Origin of the sequence: Pseudomonas sp. HB05, from assembly GCF_016756915.1 — a bacterium.
Lineage (GTDB): Bacteria > Pseudomonadota > Gammaproteobacteria > Pseudomonadales > Pseudomonadaceae > Aquipseudomonas > Aquipseudomonas alvandae.
Genome location: NZ_JAESPG010000008.1, coordinates 56,451 through 76,107 on the forward strand (window position 1 = coordinate 56,451; position 19,657 = coordinate 76,107).

The window sequence follows — 19,657 nt, forward strand, 5'->3', positions numbered from 1 at the left end:
GTGTCGGACCGCTTTTTTGAACTGCGATACCGACCCATGAATCCCTTAGAAGTACTGCGTGACTCCTTGTATTTTTTCAAACGCCATCTGGGCCGCATCGCCCAGTTGTGCCTGCCGCTGGTGATCATTGAAGCGGTGCTGCAACAAGGAGTGGACAACGCCTTCGGGGCCGACGGTTTTTCCGGCTACAGCGTGATCGTCGGTCTATTGGTGTACCCGTTGTATACCGCAGCGTTGATTCTGTTCCTCGATGCCCGCAGCCGTGGCGAAGCCCCGCGGGCGCGCGACCTGCTCGCGGCCGCCCTGCTTCAATGGCCACGCTTCGCCTTGCTGACCGCCCTCAATACGCTGCTGATCCTGATTGGCATCTCATTGTATTTCCTGCCGGGGTTGTGGCTGATGGTGGTCCTGGCCTTTGGTGAATACCTGTTGGTGTTGAGGGGTATGTCGCCTCTGGCCGCCATGAAGGAAAGCGCGCGCCTGAGTCGAGGCCATTTCTGGCGAATCCTGCTGTGCATCCTGGCCGTAATGGTCCCGCTGTGGCTGCTCAAGGGCGCCAGCGTCTCGGTGTACCCTGCACCGCAGAACCCCTTGATCAGTCTGCTGATCGATAGCATTCACAGCTTCCTGCAACTGTTCACCACTGTGGTGTTGTTCCGAATGTTCATGCTGATTGCCGAAAAACCCGAGCCATGAGCCGTCTGCTGCGATACACCGTGCTGGGCCTGTTGTTGATCGTCGGCATCGGCGTCTTCTCGATCTATGGGCTGACCTGGCGTCCCCAGGCCCGGGAAGCGCTGCCCGTCAGTTGTGCCGCGGACGCCGCGCCGCTGATGCCCGGCCAGGCGTTGAAGGTGATGACCTGGAACGTCCAGTTCCTGGCCGGCAAGCGCTACGTGTTCTGGCACGACCTGGCCCAGGGCGACGATGAAAGCCCGACCCTCGAAGACATGGCCTTTAGCCTCGACGAAGTGGCGCGGGTCATTCGCGATGAACAGCCGGACGTGGTGTTGCTCCAGGAACTGGACAACGGTGCCAAGGCCAGCCATTACCAGGAACAACTCAAGCTGCTGCAGGAGCGCCTGGCCGACCTCTACCCATGCGGCACCAGCGCCTTCGACTGGAAAGCCGATTTCATCCCCAGCCCGCGCATCTTTGGCAGCGTTGGCCGGCAATTGGCGACGCTGAGTCGCTACCGCATCGACCATGCCGAGCGGGTGCAATTACCCGTGGCGGATGGGAGTTTCATCAGTCGTCAGTTCCAGCCGAAAAACGCCTTGCTGGTGAGTTACCTGCCACTGAGCGGCGGCGGCCAAGTGGCGGTGCTCAATACACACCTGGAGCGGGCGGCACGGCCGGACGACACCGCGCAGAAACAGATCGATGCCGTGTCCAGGGCTTTGGACAAGCTCGAATCCGCCAGCACGTCCTGGCTGATCGGTGGCGATTTCAACCTGTTGCCCCTGGGCCAATACCGGCGCCTGCCGGCCGAACAGCGCTCGCCCTACTCCGCCGACAGCGAGCTGCATCTGTTGTGGGACAAATACCCGATGATCCCGACCAACAACGAGGCCAGCGGCATCGACCGCGAACACTGGCTCACCCACTACCCGAACGACCCGGGCCTCAACGGCCCCGACCGCACCGTCGACTACCTGTTCTACAGCCCACGCCTCAAGCGGGTCGAAGCCCAGGTCCGGCAGGACGACACCTTGCGCATCTCCGATCATTTGCCGGTGATTGCGCGGTTTTTGTTGCCGGCAGCGCCTTAGCCGACTCACCGCCAAACACCTGTGGGAGCAAGCTGGCTCGGCCCACAAGGATTTCGAGAGCAGCACGGCCCTGTGGCGAGGGAGCTTGTTCCCGCTTGAGTGCGCAGCGCTCATTGCTTTTGGGGCCCGCTGCGCGCGCCAGCGGGAGCAAGCTCCCTCGCCACAAAAGCTCTCAAGCATCACGCCACAGATCGATCAACGCTCCCACAGGCCTGCCGGCGCCAAAACGCATTACAGCGCCACCGGCGTAACCAGCCTCCCCTCTTCGAAATAGGTATCGAGATTTTCGAGAACCAGGTCCGCCATGGCTTGGCGGGTCTCGTGAGTACCGCTGCCGATATGTGGAAGCAATACGACGTTATCCATTTCCAGTAACGCGGCCGGAACATGGGGCTCGTCCTCGAACACGTCCAAGGCGGCACCGCCGATTTCCGACTCAAGGAGGGCCGTGACCAACGCCGCCTCATCGACGACACTGCCCCTGGCCACATTGATCAGAAAGGATTTGGGACCGAGCGCGCGCATGACCTGTCGATTGATCAGATGCCGGGTTTGCGGGCCGCCAGGAACGAGAACAACAAGGTAGTCCGCGGCAGTGGCCAATGCTTGAAGGTCGGCGTAATGGGTATAGGAAACCTCGGCATACGGCCCATTGGGTCGATAATACGCGACGTTCATGTCGAAGGCCGAGACCCGTCTGGCGAGCGTCTTGCCGATCTTGCCCAAGCCTACGATGCCGCAGGTTTTACCGTGCAGGTCATTGCCCAAGGGGAATTTTGCCTCCCGCCATTTGCCGGCCCGCACGAAGCGCTCGGCCTCGCAGACTCTACGGGATACGCAAAGCATCAACGCCAGTGCCGTTTCGGCCACGCTGTTGTTGAGCACGTCCGGCGTATTGCTCAACTGGATACCACGACGGGCCAGGTAAGCCGTATCGAGAGCGTCATAACCGACACCGAAACTGGTAATCACCTCGAGATGGGGCAGCTGTTCCAGGACCTGATGGTCAGCCCCGTACACACCACTGGTTACAACCGCGCGTATAGAATCGCCATGTAAAGCGACCCAGTGGGTGAAGTCGGCAATCTCCCAGCGCTTGTGGACGCTGTAGTGTTCTTCCAACGACTGCATCAAGGATGGGTGCATGGGCCCCCATACCAGCACGTCCATTTTGAGATCGATCACGGTAGCTCCCCTTTCAAGGAGGCTCTGGATAGAGCCTCGCTAACCTATCCACTGCCGAACCGAGGAGATTCCTCAGGGACGGGCACCCACCTCGGTTTCCTGAACCGTCCACGGCTTGACTTGTTCGCTGAGCGTCAGCCCCAAACCGGGACGGGTGGGGACGAGCATCCGGCCGTCACGGGTCTCCAGGCGCTCGTTGAACAAAGGCTCAAGCCATTCGAAGTGCTCGACCCAGGGTTCGGTCGGATAGGCTGCCGCCAGGTGAACGTGCAGTTCCATGGCGAAATGCGGGGCCAGCATCAGGCCCGCTTGCTCAGCCATCGACGCGACCTTCAAGTAAGGGGTGATGCCGCCCACTCGTGGCGCGTCCGGCATCAAGAAGTCCGCGCCGCGCAGCTTGATGAATTCGGCGTGCTCGGCGACGCTGGTGAGCATTTCACCCGTGGCGATCGGCGTATCGAATTGTTGTGCCAACGCGGCGTGGCCTTCGGCGTCATAGCAGTCCAGGGGTTCCTCGATCCAGATCAGGTTGTACGCCTCGAACTGGCGGCACATGCGCTGGGCCGTCGGCCGATCCCATTGCTGGTTGGCATCGACCATCAGCGGGAAGTTGTCACCCAGGTGCTTGCGCACCGTGCTGACCCGCTCAATGTCGAGGGCACAATCCGGTTGTCCGACTTTCAACTTGATACCACCGATGCCCTTTTCGCGGGACACGTCGGTATTTTTCATCAGTTGATCCAGCGGGGTATGGAGAAAGCCTCCCGAGGTGTTGTAGCAACGCACCGAATCGCGTTGGGCGCCGAGCAAACGGGCCAGCGACAAGTTGGCGCGCTTGGCTTTCAGGTCCCACAACGCCACGTCGAACGCCCCCAAGGCCTGGGTCGACATGCCACTGCGGCCCACCGAGGCGCCAGCCCAGCAGAGTTTGGTCCAGAGCTTGGAAATGTCACTCGGGTTTTCGCCGATCAGCACCGGGGCGATTTCCTTGGCATGGGCGAATTGCCCCGGTCCGCCGGCACGTTTCGAGTAACTGAAGCCGAGGCCACGATGCCCCTCGAGGGTTTCAATTTCAGCGAAGAGGATGGCGATCTCGGTCATCGGTTTCTGCCGCCCGGTAAGCACCTTGGCATCACTGATCGGATTGGCCAGCGGCAAGATCACCGAAGCGACACGAACCCAGGCAATACGGTCGTCATCGGAGGACTTGGGGAGGTCTTTTGATACGAACATGTGTGCGCTCCTTGGACATTGAAAAGCGTTCAGGTGTGGAAGCTCCTGCCAGCCTATGATTGCGCAATCATAGGCTGATCAAAAAAAAGCCCTCGCTCGATAAAACCGAAGACCTTTGAATGGATACTACACTGATTGCGCAATCATTCAACCGAAGGCAACCGATAAACAGATTTTCAATTCAGGTGCTCGCGCGGTCGATCAAGGTGAAACCGGTGTCAATCCGCACCGTTTTCTGGGCCAAAGGGTTTTCGAATCGCTCAAGCAGCGCCTCGGCCACTTGCAAGCCGATGCGCTTGCCGTCGACGCTGACAGTCGACAACGCCGGGTAGACCTGCGCGGCACTGCTCAGATCCCCGAACCCCATGACGGCAAGGTCGCCGGGCACATTCAAGCCTTGGCTGGCGGCTTCGGCCAAAACGCCTTGAGCCACGGTGTCCGAGCTGCACACCACGATGTCGGGCCGCGGTGATTGGTCCAGCAGTCGCCGAAGCCCCTCTCGCCCGACTTCGAGCGTGGCAGGTGGCGCCAGGATTTCCATGGGCACTTGCTCGATTCCCTGGCGTTTCAGCTCGGCGATAAGGCTGTTGCAACGGCGCAGACCCCGGGGGTCGCTGATGGTCACCACGGAAAATCGCCTGTAACCCTTTTTCACCAGGTGTCGCGCGGTCTCCTCCCCCACCTTTTCGTGGGAAAAACCCACCAGCATGTCCAAAGGGTCCTCACTCAAGTCCCAGGCCTCAACCACGGGAATACCCGCCTGAGCGAGGCGCAAGCGGCTTGATTCGGTGTGAAGCGTACCGGTCAGTACGATGCCATCCGGACGCCGGCCGAGTACCGCCTCCAACAGTTTTTCTTCCTGCTCTGCGCTATAGCCTGTAAGGCCCAGCAGGGTCTGATAGCCCGCCTGGGTCAGGCGGTCCATCAACGATTGCACGGTGTCTGCAAAAATGGAGTTAGCGATAGTGGGAAGGAAAATCGCCACCAGGCGGCTTTTGTTGCTCGCCAAGCCACCGGCCAGCATGTTTGGCACATAACCCGACTGGCGCACCGCCTCCCGGACCTTTTCCCGCGTGTTCTCGCTCACCAGCTCCGGTCGATGCAAGGCCCTGGAAACGGTCATTGGCGAGACCCCGGCAATCTTTGCCACATCGATCAATGTCAAGCTGGCCCCTTTGTTGGCCGCTGTCATCGATGCTTCAGTGGTGGGCGTTGCGGGTTTCTTTGCCATGACATGTCCAAATCTGGAGCTGAGTAACCGAGGCTGCGTGGAAAAGCAGCTTATCCGTCGGTGAATTTACCATCTGCGACCCTGGCCAAGCCGGGGATTTTCACTTGCGCGGCTTGACCCGCGCCGTCGCTTCCGCCACCAACGGATCATCCGGCCAGTAATGCTTGGGATAGCGCCCCTTGAGATCCTTCTTCACCTCGGCATAGGTGCTGCGCCAGAAGTTCGCCAAATCCTGGGTCACTTGCACCGGCCGACGCGCCGGCGACAGCAGGTGCAGCTTGACCACCTGCCGTCCGCCGGCGATGCGCGGGGTATCGGCCAAGCCGAAAAGCTCCTGCAAGCGCACGGCAAGGATTGGCGGATGCTCGCTGTAATCCAGGCGAATCGACGATCCCGAAGGCACGTTCAAATGGTGGGGCGCCTGTTCGTCCAGGCGTTGCGGCAAAGGCCAGGGCAGCAGGTTGTGGACGATGCTCGACAAATCCAGGTTCGCGAAATGACTGAGTCGAGAGACGCGTCCCAGATACGGCATCAACCAATCCTCGAGACTGCCCAGCAATGCCGTGTCGCTGACATCCGGCCATTCGCTTTCGCCCTTGGCCTCCAGGTCGAGCCGGCGCAACAGCGCCACGCGCGCTTGCCATTGCCGCAACTCCGGCGTCCACGGCAGCAGCTCCAGGCCCTTGCGCCGCACCAGGTTGACCAGCGCCTGGCTGCGGGCTGCTTCATCCAGCCCGGCCAGCGGCTCGCGGCTGAGCACCAGTTCGCCGACCTTGCGCTGGCGTTCGGCCCGCAGCACGCCTTCGCGCTCGTCCCAGTCCAGTTGATCGACCGTCTGCACCTGCTCGGCCAGCACTGAATCGAACAGCGCCGGGTCGAAATCCGTCGCCAGGTAAATCCGCTCCTCCCGCTGGCCCTGGCGACTGCCCAATTCGGCGATCACCAGCCACGCTTGTTTCATCAGGCTATCCGCCTCGGCGAACAGCGCCGCACGACCATTGGCCAGGCGATACTCCGCACCGCCGGGGCGCCGTTGCTGGGCGACACGATCCGGATAGGCCAACGCCAACAATGCACCGAGCCAGCGTGGATGATCGGGATCGGCGACGGCTTCCCCGGCCTTGCCCCGTAGATAGCCGCGATATTGCCGGGCCAATTGCCGGGCCCGCTGCACGCCACCTTGGGCGCCGCGTGCCGCTCGCTCCTCGCCGGACAACAAGACCAGACGGCTGTGCAGATCTGCGCCGGCGCCGCGCAGGATGTCGCGCTCGCCAAGCAGCGCCGCCACGTTGCAAGCCATGTCCGCCAACCCCAGCGCCTGGCCACGCAACAGCAAGTGTGCGATACGTGGATGAGCCGGCAGCTCGGCCATGGCCTGGCCGTGGCGGGTCAGTTGGCCGCCATCGAGTGCGCCGAGACGTTGCAACAGATCCTGGGCCTGGGCATACGCGGCGGTCGGCGGAACGTCGAGCCACACCAACTGCTGCGGCGTCACGCCCCAACGCCCCAATTGCAGGGCCAACCCGGCCAGGTCCGCCGAAAGAATCTCGGCGCTGCCGTAGGCGGCCAACTGTTCGTGCTGGTCTTCGGACCACAACCGATAGCACACCCCTGGTTCCAGGCGCCCGGCTCGACCGGCCCGTTGGGTCGCGCTAGCCCGGGAGATGCGTTGGGTATCGAGACGGGTCATGCCGCTGCCCGGATCGAATCGCGGTACGCGGGCGAGCCCGGCGTCCACCACTACCCGCACACCGTTGATGGTCAGGCTCGTCTCGGCGATGTTGGTGGCCAGCACGACTTTACGTTGGCCGGGCGGCGCCGGATCGATGGCGGCGCGCTGGGCAGCGAGGTCCAGTTCGCCATGCAACGGGCACAGCAACACGTTGCCGCCGTCGCCGAGGGCATCGGCCAATTGTTGATGAACGCGACGGATTTCCGCTTGCCCAGGCAGGAACACCAGCACGCTGCCGGTTTCATCGTGCAGCGCCTCGAGCACGGTCTGCACCAGTCGCGGCTCGATAAATTCCCCAGGCTGGAATGGCCGGCCCCAGCGCACCGCCACCGGGAACATGCGCCCTTCGCTGCGCAGGATCGGCGCGTCGTCCAGCAGTCCGGCCAGACGCTCGCCTTCCAGGGTCGCGGACATCAACAGGATCTTCAGCGGCTGCTCTTCGCGAAACAGCTCCCGGCCATTGAGGCTCAGGGCCAGCGCCAGATCGGCGTCAAGGCTGCGCTCGTGAAATTCATCGAAAATCAGCAGCCCAACGCCTTCCAATGCCGGATCGTCCTGCAGGCGACGGGTGAGGATGCCTTCGGTGACCACTTCAATGCGCGTATGAGGCCCCACCTTGCTGTCGAGGCGAATCCGGTAGCCGACGGTTTCACCGACCTTTTCCCCGAGTTCGCTGGCCAGCCGCTCGGCCGCCGCCCGTGCCGCCAGGCGTCGGGGTTCGAGCATGAGGATGGTCTGCCCGGCCAGCCAGGACTCGTTCAACAGGGCCAAGGGAACACGGGTGGTTTTACCAGCGCCAGGGGGCGCTTCGAGCACCGCTTCGTGGCGCTTGGCCAGGGCTTGGCGCAGCGCGGGTAAAACTTCATCAATCGGCAAGGAAATCATGCTGGCTCCAAAACAGAGGGCCGAGTATAACGGCGAACTGTTTAGCGTGGTCTGGACTCCAACCAGCAACGCCCATACCTGCTCAGGAGATTGCTATGCGTATTCCCTTTCGCGTGATCGGCGGCGTCCTGGTCGCCACCCTGCTGACCCAGATCAGCGCGTGTGGCTCGATCTTCTACCCGGACCGTCGCGGCCAGATCGAAGGCAAGATCGACCCGGCCATCGCCGCGCTCGATGCCGTCGGCCTGTTGTTCTACATCATCCCCGGCCTGATCGCCTTTGCCGTGGACTTCGCCACCGGCGCGATTTATTTCGAGCCGGGCAAGAGCGTCCAGATCGACCCGGAGAAACTCAAGCCAGCCATCAACCCCGACGGCACGGTCAACAATCACAAGCTGCAAGCCATCCTTGAAAGCGAACTGGGCCGCAGCTTCCCGCTGGACGATCCACGCCTGATCCAGCACAAGGGCAACGTTCAACAACTGGCCACCCTCGGTCTGAAACCCGCTGCTTGAAGCAACCCAAGGATGATCGCGTCATGACCACTGGTGCCGAACACGCTCGCCTGCTACGCCTGGCCACCCGGGCGTCGGTGGCCGTGGCGCTTATCCTTGTCGCCGCCAAGGCGCTGGCCTGGTGGTTGAGCGGTTCGGTGAGCATGCTCGCCGGCCTGACCGACTCGGCGCTGGACGGCGTCACTTCGTTGCTCAATCTGCTGGCGGTGCATTACGCGCTGCGCCCTGCCGACGACGATCACCGCTACGGGCATGGCAAGGCTGAGTCCTTGGCGGGCATGGCCCAGGCGCTGTTTATCGGCGGCAGTGCGGTGCTGATTGCCTTGCAGGCCTTCGAGCGGCTGAAAAACCCGTTGCCCGTGGAAGCGCCTTGGCTGAGCGTCGGCGTGATCGTGTTTTCCCTGGTGCTCACCTTGGCGCTGCTGGCGTTGCAGCATCGGGTCGTGCGCGCCACCGGCTCCAACGCGGTGCGCGCCGATTCGCTGCATTACCGTTCGGACTTGTTGCTCAACGGCAGCATCCTGGTCGCGCTGGTCCTGGCCGGGTTCGGTTGGTATCAACTCGACGCCTGGTTCGGCCTGGGGATCGCCCTCTATATTCTGTGGAGCGCGGTGCAGATCGCCCGGGAAAGCTTCGCGGTGCTGATGGATGAAGAACTGCCACCGGACGTCAGCCAGCACATGCTGGAACTGGCATGCGCCGTACCCGGCGTGGTCGGTGCCCATGACCTGCGCACGCGGATCTCCGGCAACCATTGGTTCGTGCAGTTGCACTTGGAATTGCCGGGGGAACTGACCTTGTCAGTCGCCCACGGCATCAGCGACCAGGCCGCCGACGCGATTCACCGCGCGTATCCGAAGGCCGAAGTGCTGGTGCATGCCGATCCGCTGGAAGTGGTGAAGCCCACCAGCGCTTGATGCCGAGCACCGGGCCCCGTGGCGAGGGAGCTTGCTCCCGCTCGGTTGCGCAACGACCGTAAAATACAGGGCCTGCTGCGCAGGCCAGCGGGAGCAAGCTCCCTCGCCACAAGAGCAATACCGGCTCCATCAGAACTCAGTACGTCACTTGATACCCACGGCTACTCAAGCAACTCCCCTCTGCCTGGCGATAGGTCTGCACCACCTCCGGCGCCGGTGGGTAGGTGTAGTTGCGCGGATCGAAACCACTCTGCTGCACCGCCCAGCGATAGCAATCGTAGCCGTCCTGGTTGACCTGCTCGGGAGACTGGCCGTTGGCCGGGTAAGCCACCACGTCAAAACTGTTGCCCTGGGGTTGTGGCTGCGGGTTGGCGGCTGGCGCCTCGACCACGACGTAATCCCGGGTATTGGCTTCGTAGATGTAATACGCGCCGGCGGCAAGGAAGAACAGCGAACTGCCGACCCAGACCTCACGGGCATAGTCCGGCAGATAGCGCGTGCGAATCCCCCGTGGCGGCTGGACCACGACATAACGCGGGCCTTGCGGGCGATACCAGTAGCCACCGGAATAGAAATAATCCTGGCCGCGATAAGGCACGCGGTAGTTGCGATCCGGGAAACGATCGATCACATACCCAGGCCGATACTGCGGCCCCGGGCCCCAGCCATTGCCATGCCCGTCCGGCCGACCGGGCCAATGTTGCTCGGGACGCCCCTCATGACCAGGACGAGGCCCGCCGTTCGGATAGCCGTCGTTGCGGCGCGGAATATCGCGGTAGTACCCCGGTTGCGGTTCACGGGTCTGGGTCACGCTGTCGGGCCGCCCCTGGATCGGCAAATGATTGCCCGGTGGCTGCTGCGGCGGGCGACCTTGGACGTTGGGGTCCTGCGGCGGCCGTTCGTAGCGTTGTCCGCCCTGGTATTGCGGCTTGACCTCGAACTGTCGGCTGTTGTCGCCCCGGATGATCTCGTTGCTTTGCTGCCTGGGTTGGCCTGAATAACCCTGGCCGTTGCCGCCTCGCCCGTCCTGGCCGTGACCACCGTCGGGGCCGCCACGGTTTTGCTGATCGTCGGCCACTCCCTGCGCACTGACACTTGCCCACAACAGACCAACACCTGCCAAACGCCAGATGCGCGACTTCATGAAATTCCTCACAACGGTTCGGGGCCTGCAAATAAGACTGGAAAAGCCCAGGCCGGTTCTGCGACAGGTTATCAGGCGCGAGGTTTATTTCGCAGGCATAAAAAAGGGAGGCCCGTCGGCCTCCCCTTGAGAACTTCGTCCGTGCGCGACGCTTATGACGTCGGCTCACCTCACGCCGTCTTCTGGACAGTGTGCAGCTCGGGGGTCTGCCAGTACCGGTGGGTACTGCGACCGCAGCCGGCCGGATTGGGCGGGCTGCACTGGACTGTTTGTCCGAGCAGTGATCTTGGTGGTAAGCATAAGCCCGGGGCGCCGGCAGGGGATTGCGAAGATTGCTTGAATAAACACCACTTGCGCAATTTTTACCCTTGGATGGATAATCTTCCGCAATTAACCGAATAAAGGCCCGTTCGATGAGCAAACTCGACCGTTACGACCTGAGCATTCTGGCGGAATTGCAGCGCGACGCGCGTATCTCCAACCAGGAATTGGCCGAGCGCATCGGCTTGTCGCCCTCCCCGTGCTCGCGGCGAGTCAAGCAACTGGAGGACGACGGCTACATCACCCGCCAGGTCGCCCTGCTCGACCGCAAGATGCTGGGCCTGAGCCTGACGGCCTACGTGCTGATCGGCATGGACCGCCATACCCCCGATCGCTTCGAGACCTTCGAAGCCGCGATCCGCAGCCTGCCGCAAGTACTGGAGTGCAGCCTGGTGACCGGCATCGACGCGGACTACCAGCTCAAGGTGGTGGTGCCGGACATGGACCATTACCAGAAACTGTTGCTGGGGCACCTGACCCGAATCGAAGGGGTCACCAGCGTGCGCTCGAGTTTTGTGTTGAACCAGGTGCTAAACAGCACTGAATTACCGTTGACGCATCTGCGTAGCTAACCGCTTTCATGCCCATCTACTGTGGGAGCGGGCTTGCTCGCGAAGACGACGGCACATTCAACATTTTTGCTGATTGACAGACCGCTTTCGCGAGCAAGCCCGCTCCCACAGTCAATTCAAGCGCTGCTGAGTCCGAGTTCAGATGAACAGCTGCGACACACCGCCGCAGCCCAATCCTGCGCCCCGCCCCCATGCCTTATACTCGCCCCGCCTTTCCAACCCCGCCAACGCCGGAGTGCCCCGATGGATCCTGCTGTTTTCGAAGAGTGGATGATGACCGGCCTGGTCAGCATCCTGATCATTTTCATGGGTTTCATCGTCTGGGACCTGGCGAAGAAGTCCAAGGCCGGGCGCTTTGGCTCGTTTATCCTGTTTTTCGTGCTGGGCCTCGGCGTCGCGGCATTCGTCATCAAGAGCGTGGTGATCGGCCTGATCGAATCCGGCGCGTTATAAGCGCGCCGGCACTTCCTTCCACTGGCCCTGGTCGAGCCCTTCGAGCGTCCAGTCGCCAATCCTGACACGCACCAGGCGCAAGGTCGGCAAGCCTACCGCGGCGGTCATGCGTCGTACCTGGCGGTTGCGTCCTTCGCGTATGACCAGCTCCAGCCAGCTCGTCGGCACACTTTTGCGAAAGCGCACCGGCGGGTTGCGCGGCCACAATTGCGGTTCCTCCATTGGGCGGGCCTCGGCCGGCAGCGTCATGCCATCGTTCAACTCCACGCCATCGCGCAGGCGCTGCAGCTGTTCGTCGTTCGGCTCCCCCTCGACTTGCACCCAGTACGTCTTGGCCAGCTTGTGCTTGGGATCGGCGATGCGCGCCTGCAGTTGTCCGTCATTGGTCAACAACAGCAGCCCTTCGCTGTCGCGGTCCAGTCGACCGGCCGGGTAGATGCCGGGCACGTCGATGAAATCCTTGAGCGTCGCCCGCCCTTCGCCGTCGCTGAATTGCGTCAGCACATCAAAGGGTTTGTTGAACAGGATCAGCTTCGGCTCGGCCGGAGGCGCCTTGGCCACACGGCGCGGGGCGGAGGCTGGAGGCTTCGCGCCAGGGCGGCGGGAAACGGGACGTGGAGGACGAGGCATGGCAGCGACAACATCTAACGGTCAGGGCCGACCATGCTAGTGGCCCGACCGTTAAATGACCACCATCCGATCAGCGGAACGGCGGCTCGTCGAAGCTGCGCAGCTTGCGCGAGTGCAACGAATTGAGCTCGGTGCGCAGCAGGTCCACCGCCGCGATCCCGATCTTCAGGTGCTGGTTGACCGCCCGCTCATAAAAAGCGTTGGCAGAACCCGGCAGCTTGATCTCGCTGTGCAGCGGCTTGTCCGAAACGCACAGCAACGTGCCATAAGGTACCCGCAGACGATAACCCTGGGCGGCGATGGTACCGCTTTCCATGTCCACCGCCACCGCGCGGGACAGGTTGATCAACGGGCGCTCCTGGGCCCAGCGCAGCTCCCAGTTGCGGTCGTCGTAGGTCAGCACGGTGCCGGTGCGCAGGCGCTTTTTCAGCTCGTCGCCTTTCTCGCCAGTCACGTTCGCTGCCGCCTGCTGAAGCGCCAGTTGCACTTCGGCCAGGGCCGGGATCGGGATGTTCGGCGGCACCACCCGGTCGAGAATCCCATCGCGGCGCATGTAGGCGTGGGCCAGCACGTAATCGCCGATGGTCTGGGACTGCCGCAGGCCGCCGCAGTGTCCGATCATCAGCCAGCAATGCGGGCGCAGCACGGCCAGGTGATCGGTGATGTTCTTGGCGTTGGACGGGCCGACGCCGATGTTCACCAGGGTCACGCCGTGGCCGTCGCTGGCCTGCAAGTGATAGGCCGGCATCTGGTAGCGGTGCCAGACCACGCCGGCGGCGATGGCCGAGGCTTCGCCGTGGTCCATGTTCTTGTCGATGATCACGTTGCCCGGCAAGACCATGCGCACGAAACGCGGGTCGCTGCGCAATTGCTCAAGGCCATGGACGATGAATTGGTCGACATAGCGGTGGTAGTTGGTCAGCAGGATCCACGGCTGCACATGGCGCCAGTCGCTGCCTGTGTAGTGCACCAACCGGCGCAGGGAGAAATCCACCCGGGCGGCGTCGAACAGCGCCAGGGGCAACGGGTCGGTGTTTTCCCAATCGTAGAGGCCATCGGCGATGCCATCGGTGGCGGCCGACAAGTCGGTGCTCGGGAACACCCGCGCCAGCACGGCGGCGGTGACACCGGAGCCAGCGAGCTCATCGCCCTGCTCAACCACGTACGGGTAAGGAATGTTCTGCTCGCTGACGCCCACCTCGACCGTGACGGTGAAGTCGTGCATCAACGGCACGAGCTGTTCCAGCAGGTATTTGCGGAACGCGGATGGATGAGTGACGGTGACACTGTAAGTGCCCGGCAACTGGACCTTGGCGTAGGCGCGGGTGGTTTGCGGGACTTCGCCGTGGCAATGGTAGGTCAGGCGCAGGGCCGGGTAGCGAAACAAGGCCCGTTGCTCGGCATCCGGCTCGATGCGGTCCTTGAGGTAGCGCTTGAGCGCCTGGTTCAGCGCGGTGGTCGCACGCTCATGCAGGGCCGCGAGACGATCCACGGCTTGTTCGGCGGTTTGAACGACAATAAACGCTTCGGTCACGATCAGCTTCCTGTGTTCTGACTTGCAGGCCTTCATCTTGCCTGCATCGTGGTCCGACGGGAACAGTGGCGTATTGGTTGATCTTTCGCGGAGCTTCTTGTGGGAGCGAGCCTGCTCGCGAAAGCAGTGTGTCAGACAACACAGAGGTTGAATGTACCGACGCTTTCGCGAGCAAGCCCGCTCCCACAGGGGCATGTGCCGACCTGAACCTTCTTAGAAACCCTGCGGACTCGAGCGCGCAATGATCGCCTCTACATTCAAGCCACGGGGCAATGCGCCGTAGACCCTGGCGCCGGATCCAAGGCGACTGGCAATAAAGGCATCGCTGACATCACTGTTCCCCGCTTCGAGCAGCAACCTCGCTTGCAGGCCTACGGCGATGTCTTCGGTCAATTGCCGGGCGCGGTACTGGATGTCGTCGGTGTCCTTGAACGCCGCGTGCAATTGGTCGATATGGGTGGCCAGGCGCTTGTCCCCATGACCGTCGCCCAGTTCGTTGAACAGCACTTCCAGCACGCCTGGCTCCTTGGACAAGGCGCGCAATACATCGAGGCATTGCACGTTGCCTGAACCTTCCCACGTCGAGTTGACCGGTGCCTCCCGATACAGGCGCGGCAGGATGCTGTCTTCGACGTAGCCGGCGCCGCCCATGCATTCGGCGGCTTCGTTGATCATTGCGGGGGCGCGCTTGCAGATCCAGTACTTGCCCACCGCCGTCACCAGTCGGGCGAACTTGGCTTCGTGCTCGTCGTCCAGATGGTCCAGCGCCCGGCCCATGCGCAGGCTCAGGGCCAATGCAGATTCGCTTTCCAGCGCCAGGTCGGCGAGCACGTTCTGCATCAGTGGCTGTTCGCTCAAGACTTTGCCACCGACCTTGCGGTGCGCGCAGTGGTGACTGGCCTGGGTCAGCGCCTGGCGCATCAGGGCGCTGGAACCGACCATGCAATCGAAGCGGGTCATGGCGACCATCTCGATGATTGTCGGCACGCCCCGGCCCTCTTCCCCGACCATCCAGGCCAGGGCTCCGCGGAACTCCACTTCGCTGGACGCATTGGAACAATTGCCCAGCTTGTTTTTCAGCCGCTGGATGTAGAACTGATTGCGCGTGTCGTCCGGGCGATGGCGCGGCAGCAGGAAACAGGTCAGGCCCTTGTCGGTCTGGGCCAGGGTCAGGAACGCATCGCACATCGGTGCCGAGCAGAACCATTTATGGCCGACCAGTTCATAGGCCTGCCCCGGCCCGCTGGCGCCCACTGGAAAAGCCTTGGTGGTATTGGCCCGCACGTCGGTGCCACCCTGTTTTTCGGTCATCGCCATGCCCAGCGTGACGCCGGCCTTGTGGGCCATGCCGACGTTACGCGGGTCGTATTCGGTGGCGAGCACCTTCGGCACCCAGCGCTCGGCCAGGTCCGGCTGCAGGCGCAGCGCCGGCACGCTGGCGAAGGTCATGGTCAAGGGACAACCAGTGCCGGCTTCGGCCTGGCTGTGCAGGTAAGTCATGGAAGCGCGGGCGACATGGGCGCCGGGTTGCGGATGAGCCCACGGCAGGCTGGGCAGGCCATGCTCGATGGCGGTGCGCATCAACTGGTGATACGCGGGATGAAACTCCACCAGGTCAATGCGATGGCCGTAGCGGTCATGGCTGGAAAACACCGGTTTGTTCTGGTTGGCCAGGAACCCGGCCTCCATCAGCGGCCCACCCGCCAGCGCACCGTAGGCATCGATCCGCCCCTGCGCCCAACCGGCGCCGAAACGCTGCGACCACTGTTGCAGCGGCAGGTCGATGCGATACAGGTTGGCACCGTCCAGGGACGGCGGCTGATTGGTGACGTCGTGGGTTTCGGCGAACTGGTGCAGGTTCATGACGGGGCTCCTTGGTCGGCCAGCAGGGATTCAGTTAAGCATCGCCTCCTGATCGATCAAAGTGGCATACCCGCCTAAATATCGGCGCTTTCACCCTGTTTCGGACAAAGTACTCGCCGCTGCAAAACGGCTTGCAACACCTCGAATTTCACCGGTTTGCCCAGATAGTCGATCAAGGCTCCCGAAGGGCAGCAAGCTGCATCATGACGCGGACTGGCTACCAGCACGGGCAAATCCTCGCAACCGGCCAGCGCCCGAATCTGGCAGCCGACTGACACGCCATCCTGGGGCGATGACTGGCAATCGAGGAGCACTGCGTCAAAACTTTCGACCTGCAGCACATCCAAGGCAGCCCGACCACTGTCGACGGTACGCACCCGGTAGCCCAGCTTGAGCAACATGCCGCGCATGACCAACTGATCGATGTTGTTGTCATCCGCCAACAGCACCGTGCAATCCTGGGGCTCACGCGAATCCCGGCGCCCGCTGAACGAAAAAGGGCTCGGGACACCCGCCGGCAGCGCGAGATCGAACGCCACGTCCAGTTGGAAACGGCTGCCGCGCCCCGGCTCGGAGGTGTGGGTCAGGCGACCGCCGAGCAATTCGACCAGCTGTCGGCAGATCGCCAGGCCCACGCCGAGGCCGCCGTATTCGCGGGTCATCGAACCGTCGAGCTGGAAAAAGCGCTGGTACAAGGTTGCTTCGCCAAGGTCGGTAAAACCGATGCCGGTGTCGATCACGGCGAAGGACAACACCAGGCGATCGAGCTCCGACGGACGCCCGCTGACCCGCAACGCGACGCCCCCTGAGCGGGTGAACTTGATGGCGTTGTCCAGAAGGCATTCCAGGCACTGGGCCAGTTTGCCGCTGTCACCCAACAGCCGGTCTGCCAGGCCGGGGTTTATGTCGACCTTGAAATCCAGGCCCTTGGCCGCCGCGTTGGCACCGAACTGCACCTGCAACGCGTCAATCACACCGCGCAGGCTGAACGGCGCCGGGTAGACCTTGAGTTTGCCGGCCTGCAACTCGGTGAGCGTAAGGATGCCGTTGACCATGCGCATCATGTCCCGCGCCGAACCGGCGGCGGTCTGTTGGTACTGGGTCAACTCCTCGTCCATTTCGACGGTTTCCATCAATTCCAGCGAGCCGATCACGCCGTTCATCGGCGTGCGCAACTCATGGGTCAAGGTGGCGAGGAATTCATCCTTGAGTTTGTTGCCCTGGGCCAGTTGCTGGTTGAGCACTTCCAGTTTCTGCCCGGCGTCGAACAGCGTCTGGGCCTGCTGCTCGCGCATGGCGTTGATGCGGTCGGCCAGGGCGAGGGACAACAGCGCCACCTCGATGGCCGAGCCAATCTGGCTGGCGTACATGGTCAGGAAGATGTTCGGCAGATAACCGAGCACCATCATTGTGTTGACGATGCCGCCCAGCAGGAACGCCGACCAGGCGATGATGAAATAACGCGCGACCCGCAGGCCACGCCACCAGGCGAACAGCCCGGCGGCGAAAATCACCACGGTGAACACCAGCGCCAATGCGGTTGCCAGGCGCAACGCCAGGGCGTAGCTGGTCATCAATGACAAGCCCACCACCACCGCGCCGTAGGCAATCAGCGCCAGCAGCAACCGGTCGAGCCAGCGGCTGTGTTGCGCGGTCTGCAGGAAGCTGCGGGCGAACTGGCTGCCGAACAGGCCCGCGCAGCCGATGAAGAACGGCGTCGCGGCGTTGGCCCACCAGGGATTGTCCGGCCAGAAATATTCGACCGCCGCGCCATTGACCGACAATTGATACAGGCCGAACGAGGCAATGTAGAAGATGTAATACAGGTAGCTGGTGTCGCGCACGCTCAGGTAAATGAACAGGTTGTAGACCAGCATGCCCAGCAACACGCCATAAATGATCCCCAGCACATACAGGCGCAACGGCTGTTGTTCCAGATAAGCGGTGCTCGACCACAGCGTCAGTGGCGCCTGGATCGAGCCCTCGCTTTGCAGCCGCAGGTAGACGGTCTGACGTTGATCGGGCTGGAAGTCCAGGCTGAACAGGTAATTGTTCTGGCGAATCTCGCGACGGGCGAACGGCAGCGCATCGCCCGTCTGGCGGACCAGGCGATACGCTCCGGTGCCATCGGCCAGATACAGGTCCAGGTGATCCAATGGTGGATATGCCAGCTCCAACAGCCAGGTCCGCTGGGCGCCGGGATTGCCCGGACGATAGTGCAAGTCGATTTTCAGCCAGAACGCCGAGCGTGAATAACCGGCGTTCAACGTGGCTTTGTCATGGGGTTTGAAGCGACCGGCCGCAGCCTGGGCCAGGACGTCATCGATGGAATCCGTGCCGCTGGCGTCTTCAAAGACTTGCAGGGCGTTGCCCAAGGGCAGGCTCTGGGTAAATTCATCGAATTCGAGGGCGCTTGCCAAGGGGGACAAGCACAACAGCAACATCAGCAAATAGCGCATTTAAGCCCCAGCGTGGCCTGTCCGGTTGAGTCAGGAAGCCCCCCATTCCCTGAGTAGACGTAACACCGGCATTACCTGTTATTGGTTGGATCCATCCCTAGCATAGCCGTTGATGGCCAATTTGCACCATGGAAATTTTTCCGACAAAAGGCTCTAGGACGGGCGTCTCAGCGCCAAGCATTGAGATAGAGCTGTTGCTTTGGTCAGGTTGGTACTGGAGAGCCATTGTGGCGAGGGAGCTTGCTCCCGCTGGAGTGCGCAGCACTCCCAAAAACCGGGGGGCGCTTCGCGCCCCAGCGGGAGCAAGCTCCCTCGCCACACAAGCAATCGCCAGCAGACACGTCGTGTAAAACCCTCTGAGCCTGATCACCAATAAAAGAGGTTTGGTGATAAGCTCGCGCACCATGAATATCTACAGCTCTCGCCCCGTTGTCCTCTGTCTCTCCGGCCACGACCCCAGTGGTGGCGCCGGCTTGCAGGCAGATATCGAAGCCCTGCTCGCCCAGGGCTGTCATGCCGCCCCGGCGGTTACCGCGTTGACCGTGCAAGACACTGTCAACGTCAGCGATTTCCGCGTACTCGATCGCGAGTGGGTGCTGGCGCAAGCCAATGCCGTGCTCAACGATTCGCCCGTGGCGGCGGTCAAGCTGGGGATGCTCGGCTCGCTGGAAATGGTCGACACAGTGGTCGAGCTGCTCCAGGCGCACCCGCATCTGCCGATGGTCTGCGACCCGGTGCTGCGCGCCGGTGGCGGTGGACGGCTGGGCAAGGATGAAGTCGGCTACGCCATGCGCGAGCGCCTGCTGCCGTTGGCGATCATCGCCACGCCCAACCTGCCTGAAGCGCGCATCCTCGCCGAACTGCCAGAAGGCAGCGCCGATGAATGCGCCGAAAAACTGCTGCCCTTCGTCAAGCACCTGCTGATCACCGGCGGTCACGGCGACGAGCATGAAGTCCATAATCGCCTGTACAGCCGCGACGGACGCCGCGAAACGTTCACCTGCCAGCGCTTGCCTGGCAGTTATCACGGTTCCGGTTGCACCCTCGCCAGCGCCATTGCCGGCAGGCTGGCCCAGGGCGAACAGCTCGCCAGCGCGGTCAAGACAGCGCTGGACTACACCTGGCGCACCCTGCGCGACGCCGAGCAACTGGGCAAAGGCCAGTTCGTACCGCGTCGCCTGCCGCTGGATTTCTGCTCGTAGCACAGGAGC

16 protein-coding genes are annotated in these 19,657 nt (G+C 62.5%); 7 read left to right on the plus strand and 9 right to left on the minus strand.

Annotated elements, in window-relative coordinates:
- Window positions 1–36: 36 nt before the first annotated feature.
- Together JMN22_RS09600 and JMN22_RS09605 are read left to right on the plus strand one after the other, a co-directional pair.
- A complete protein-coding gene (locus JMN22_RS09600) occupies window positions 37–696 on the plus strand; it encodes a YciC family protein (RefSeq protein ID WP_030140340.1) in 660 nt (219 codons plus the stop codon).
- Window positions 693–1,772, plus strand: coding sequence for an endonuclease/exonuclease/phosphatase family protein (locus tag JMN22_RS09605; protein WP_198796730.1), 1,080 nt, complete (start codon window positions 693–695; stop codon window positions 1,770–1,772). Before JMN22_RS09600 ends, JMN22_RS09605 begins: the two co-directional genes overlap by 4 nt.
- A 231-nt stretch (window positions 1,773–2,003) precedes the next feature.
- On the opposite strand, the gene JMN22_RS09610 is transcribed toward JMN22_RS09605, so the two are convergent.
- The 4 genes from JMN22_RS09610 to hrpB all read right to left on the minus strand — a co-directional run bounded on the left by JMN22_RS09610 (window position 2,004) and on the right by hrpB (window position 8,038).
- Entirely contained in the window at window positions 2,004–2,957 is a 954-nt protein-coding gene (locus JMN22_RS09610) for a 2-hydroxyacid dehydrogenase (RefSeq protein ID WP_030140342.1), read from the minus strand.
- A gap of 72 nt (window positions 2,958–3,029) precedes the next feature.
- Window positions 3,030–4,190 carry an L-talarate/galactarate dehydratase gene (locus JMN22_RS09615; RefSeq protein ID WP_030140343.1) on the minus strand — a complete coding sequence of 387 codons (1,161 nt, stop codon included), beginning with the start codon at window positions 4,188–4,190 and terminating at the stop codon, window positions 3,030–3,032.
- A gap of 181 nt (window positions 4,191–4,371) precedes the next feature.
- Entirely contained in the window at window positions 4,372–5,421 is a 1,050-nt protein-coding gene (locus tag JMN22_RS09620; protein WP_030140344.1) for a LacI family DNA-binding transcriptional regulator, read from the minus strand.
- Between the two features lie 100 nt (window positions 5,422–5,521).
- Window positions 5,522–8,038 (minus strand): ATP-dependent helicase HrpB, encoded by a 2,517-nt coding sequence (gene hrpB / locus JMN22_RS09625; protein WP_198796729.1) that lies wholly within the window; start codon window positions 8,036–8,038, stop codon window positions 5,522–5,524.
- 95 nt (window positions 8,039–8,133) lie between these two features.
- On the opposite strand from hrpB, the gene JMN22_RS09630 reads away from it, so the two are divergent.
- Both JMN22_RS09630 and JMN22_RS09635 read left to right on the plus strand, forming a co-directional pair.
- A complete protein-coding gene (locus JMN22_RS09630; RefSeq protein ID WP_030140346.1) occupies window positions 8,134–8,553 on the plus strand; it encodes a hypothetical protein in 420 nt (139 codons plus the stop codon).
- 23 nt (window positions 8,554–8,576) lie between these two features.
- Entirely contained in the window at window positions 8,577–9,470 is an 894-nt protein-coding gene (locus JMN22_RS09635) for a cation diffusion facilitator family transporter (RefSeq protein WP_030140347.1), read from the plus strand.
- 136 nt (window positions 9,471–9,606) lie between these two features.
- Here the strand turns inward: JMN22_RS09635 and JMN22_RS09640 are convergent, their stop codons facing one another.
- A complete protein-coding gene (locus tag JMN22_RS09640; protein ID WP_198796728.1) occupies window positions 9,607–10,614 on the minus strand; it encodes a DUF6515 family protein in 1,008 nt (335 codons plus the stop codon).
- Between the two features lie 413 nt (window positions 10,615–11,027).
- On the opposite strand from JMN22_RS09640, the gene JMN22_RS09645 reads away from it, so the two are divergent.
- Together JMN22_RS09645 and JMN22_RS09650 are read left to right on the plus strand one after the other, a co-directional pair.
- On the plus strand, window positions 11,028–11,507 hold the full coding sequence (locus tag JMN22_RS09645; RefSeq protein WP_030140349.1) for an Lrp/AsnC family transcriptional regulator: 480 nt from the start codon (window positions 11,028–11,030) through the stop codon (window positions 11,505–11,507).
- A gap of 243 nt (window positions 11,508–11,750) precedes the next feature.
- Window positions 11,751–11,960: a DUF2788 domain-containing protein gene (locus tag JMN22_RS09650; protein ID WP_003185724.1), complete on the plus strand. Its 210-nt coding sequence runs from the start codon at window positions 11,751–11,753 to the stop codon at window positions 11,958–11,960.
- Here the strand turns inward: JMN22_RS09650 and JMN22_RS09655 are convergent.
- The 4 genes from JMN22_RS09655 to JMN22_RS09670 form a co-directional block, all read right to left on the minus strand.
- A complete protein-coding gene (locus JMN22_RS09655) occupies window positions 11,955–12,521 on the minus strand; it encodes a pseudouridine synthase (protein ID WP_198796727.1) in 567 nt (188 codons plus the stop codon). The two genes, JMN22_RS09650 and JMN22_RS09655, sit on opposite strands and share 6 nt — an antisense overlap.
- A gap of 139 nt (window positions 12,522–12,660) precedes the next feature.
- Window positions 12,661–14,160: an AMP nucleosidase gene (gene amn, locus JMN22_RS09660; RefSeq protein ID WP_187293326.1), complete on the minus strand. Its 1,500-nt coding sequence runs from the start codon at window positions 14,158–14,160 to the stop codon at window positions 12,661–12,663.
- A gap of 177 nt (window positions 14,161–14,337) precedes the next feature.
- A complete protein-coding gene (locus tag JMN22_RS09665; protein ID WP_198796726.1) occupies window positions 14,338–15,987 on the minus strand; it encodes an acyl-CoA dehydrogenase family protein in 1,650 nt (549 codons plus the stop codon).
- 74 nt (window positions 15,988–16,061) lie between these two features.
- On the minus strand, window positions 16,062–18,446 hold the full coding sequence (locus JMN22_RS09670) for a hybrid sensor histidine kinase/response regulator (RefSeq protein WP_198796725.1): 2,385 nt from the start codon (window positions 18,444–18,446) through the stop codon (window positions 16,062–16,064).
- A 404-nt stretch (window positions 18,447–18,850) separates the two neighbouring features.
- Between JMN22_RS09670 and JMN22_RS09675 the strand changes: the two genes are divergently transcribed.
- Window positions 18,851–19,648, plus strand: coding sequence for a hydroxymethylpyrimidine/phosphomethylpyrimidine kinase (locus tag JMN22_RS09675; RefSeq protein ID WP_198796724.1), 798 nt, complete (start codon window positions 18,851–18,853; stop codon window positions 19,646–19,648).
- The last annotated feature ends 9 nt before the right edge of the window (window positions 19,649–19,657 follow it).